3 protein-coding genes and 1 pseudogene are annotated in these 2,942 nt (G+C 75.4%); 2 read left to right on the plus strand and 2 right to left on the minus strand.

Translation table 11 applies throughout. The features are described from left to right. A partial coding sequence (locus K1J50_RS18670) for an IS5 family transposase (protein ID WP_220119251.1) occupies positions 1-361 on the minus strand: 361 nt, incomplete at its 3' end. A 622-nt stretch (positions 362-983) separates the two neighbouring features. On the opposite strand from K1J50_RS18670, the gene K1J50_RS18675 reads away from it, so the two are divergent. Beyond that, positions 984-1,949 (plus strand): glycosyltransferase family 2 protein, encoded by a 966-nt coding sequence (locus K1J50_RS18675; RefSeq protein ID WP_220119253.1) that lies wholly within the window; start codon positions 984-986, stop codon positions 1,947-1,949. Positions 1,950-2,122: 173 nt separating this feature from the next. Next, positions 2,123-2,740 (plus strand): EthD domain-containing protein, encoded by a 618-nt coding sequence (locus K1J50_RS18680; RefSeq protein ID WP_255575469.1) that lies wholly within the window; start codon positions 2,123-2,125, stop codon positions 2,738-2,740. Here K1J50_RS18680 and K1J50_RS18685 read toward each other — a convergent pair. After that, positions 2,703-2,942: pseudogene (locus K1J50_RS18685) on the minus strand (hypothetical protein); the annotation flags it as partial. The gene K1J50_RS18680 and the pseudogene K1J50_RS18685 overlap by 38 nt on opposite strands.

Below are 2,942 nucleotides of genomic sequence, written 5' to 3' on the forward strand. Positions count from 1 at the left end.
GAGCCCCCTTTTGATCGCCGGTGCGCACCGACTGGCTGTCGATGATCGCCGCCGTCGGGCTGGCTTCGCGGCCTGCCCGCGCGCGGTCGGCCAGCAGCACGGCATGGTGGATGCGCTCCCACACGCCCTCGGCCTGCCAGCGGCGGAGGTAGTAGTAGACCGTCTGCCAGGGCGGGAAGTCGTGCGGCAGCAGGCGCCAGGCCATGCCACCGCGCAGCACGTAGAGGATCGCGTTGACCAGTTCGCGCGACGATGCCCGGCGCGGCCTGCCGCCGGGCCGCGCCTGTGGCACAAGCTCGGCAATCGCCGCCCACTGGGCATCGGTCAGGTCGGTCGGGTAGGGTCGGCGGCGCCGTCGCATCGGGTGTCGCCCTCAAGGCCGACACCCCATGAATCACGCTTCTCCCCGCGCCGGGAGCCCCTTCTCAAACACGCTCTTAGGCGCGGGTGCACGCGCCGGCGTCCGGCCCCGCGGCCCCGGACTCGCACCGTCGCGGTGGCGACCGCGCGCCCCACCGACGCGCGCCCCGTGGCCGCGACGACGCCGCCGCGGGTCGGTCGAAGCGGCCTCTGGGCTGCGCGCGTGTCCCATCCCTGCGCCCTGGCTCGGCGCGCTGCCGCGGCCCGCCTCGCGTGCAGCGCGGCTGCGGATCTTCGGGCTGCTGCGCGACCGGATCGCCCTCCTCGGCAAGGGCGGCGCACCTCCTCGATGGCCGCGCGGGCGGCAGGCGGTTCGGGCGGGGCGACGCCATCGGCGCCGCCCGCGGCCGCTTCACGCCGGGCCTGCCCCGCCTCGCCGGGGCGCGGGCTGCCGGCCAGCCGCGACCGTCGCGAGCGGATCGGCGGCGCGGAAGGGGAGCGCGCACCGCGAACTGGCCCGCCCGGCCCGATCCCGGCATCATCGGCTGCGCGCCCGCCGTCGCCCGCATGCGCAACGCTGACCGCCGGCGCGCCGGGCGCCCGCGCACGAGGAGGCCGCCGCCCTGCCCGCCCAGGACCCCGCCCCTGCCGCGCCCGGCGGCGCGAGCCCGCGAATCGCCGTCCTCATCCCCTGCTTCAATGAGGAAGCGGCGATCGGCCGCGTCGTCGCCGGCTTCCGCGCCGCCCTGCCCGGAGCCAGGATCTACGTCTACGACAACAACTCGCGCGACCGCACGCGCGAGGTCGCCGCGGCCGCCGGCGCGGTGGTGCGCGAGGAGGCGCTGCAGGGCAAGGGGCACGTCATCCGCCGCATGTTCGCCGACGTCGAGGCGGACGTCTATGTCCTGGTGGACGGCGACGACACCTACGACCCCGCCGCCGCCCCGGAGATGGTGCGCCTGCTGCTCGAGCGGCGCCTCGACATGGTCACGGGCGTCCGCGTCGCGGCCGACGGCGCCGCTGCCTACCGCCGCGGCCACCGGCTCGGCAACCGGCTGCTGACCGGGATGGTGCGGCTCGTCTTCGGCAACCGGATCAGCGACATGCTCTCCGGCTACCGCGTCTTCTCGCGCCGCTTCGTGAAGTCCTTTCCGGCCCTCGCCGGCGGCTTCGAGACCGAGACGGAGTTCACCGTGCACGCCCTCGAGCTCGGCCTGCCGGTCGCCGAGATCCGCACGGCGTACCGGGAGCGCCCCCCAGGCTCGGCGAGCAAGCTCAGCACGCTGCGCGACGGGCTGCGCATCCTCGGCGCGATCATCGCGCTGGTGAAGCGGGAGCGGCCGCTGCCCTTCTTCGCCGCGATCGCCGCGCTGCTGTTCCTCGCGGCGATCGTCCTGTTCCTGCCGGTGCTGGAGGAGTTCCTCCGCACCGGCCTGGTGCCGCGCCTGCCGACCGCGGTGCTCTCGGCGACGCTGACCCTCGCCGCGCTGCTCTCCCTCACCTGCGGGCTGGTGCTGGACACGGTCACACGCGGACGGCGCGAGGCGAAGCGGATCGCCTATCTGGCGATCCCGCCGCCGCCGGAATGAGCGCGCCAGCGGCGCGAGGCACGAACGGCGGGGGCAGGCGCCCCTTTCGCGCCCGTCGCCCGCGCGCGTCGGCCTTGCGCCCGGCGATGCGGCCGGCTGGAGCGGCCTGCCGCGGTGCCCGGCATTCGCGCCGCAATTTCTCTGCCGCCCGCAGCGCGGCCGGCCGCGCGCCGATGTGCCTCGAGGTGCCGGGCCTGCGTGGCTACGTCCTCTGCCTCCCTGCGGGAGAGCATGCGCGCTCCGACGTCACGCCGCTGGAGATGGCGCCGTTCGATGGCATCGCCCAGCTCTGGTACGACGACCAGGAGGCGCGGGCGCGCGCGGCGGCGTCGGCGGCGGGCAGGCGCTGGCACGCCGACGGCGCGACGATCATCGGCGGCATCCGCAGCTTCGTCACCGAGGAGCAGGTGGCGGTGCCGCTGCCCGGCGGCGGTCCGCGGACGCCGCTCAAGGCGCTGAGCGTGATCCGGCGGCGCGCGGACGCCACGCCGGAGACCTTCCGCCGGCATTGGCGCGGCGTCCACGCCGCCATGGCGCACGGCGTGCCGGAACTGCGCGGCTTCGTCCTCTCCGGCGTCGTCGAGGAGCGGTTCCGGCCCGACATCCCGCCCTTCCCGATGGCGGATCCGGTGGATGGCTTCGCCGAGTCCCGGTTCGACGGCCCCGAGGCGCGCGCCCGGATGGTCGCCTCGCCGGAGGCGCGGCACTGGTTCGCCGATGGCGCGACCTTCCTCGGCCGGGTGAAGACGGCCCTCATCGAGGAACGGGGGATGATTCCGCCGCTGCCTTAGGCTCTGGACTCAATCGCGCCCGGTAGGTGATGGCGGCGGCGAGGCAGGCGGCGGCGAGGAAGTTGCGGGCGGTCCTGTCGTATCGGGTGGCGATGCCGCGGGAATCCTCGATGCGGCAGAAGGTTCGCGCGATGGCGTTGCGGGGCCTGTAGCGTTCGGCGTCGCGCGGGAAGGCAACCTTGCGCGACGAGGTGCCGGGGAT

Origin of the sequence: Caldovatus aquaticus (assembly GCF_019458025.1) — a bacterium.
Classification (GTDB): domain Bacteria; phylum Pseudomonadota; class Alphaproteobacteria; order Acetobacterales; family Acetobacteraceae; genus Caldovatus; species Caldovatus aquaticus.

Bases quoted from the DNA above. Each gene is read 5' to 3' on its own strand.
- K1J50_RS18680 (WP_255575469.1), top strand. From the start codon at position 2,123: ATGTGCCTCGAGGTGCCGGGCCTGCGTGGCTACGTCCTCTGCCTCCCT.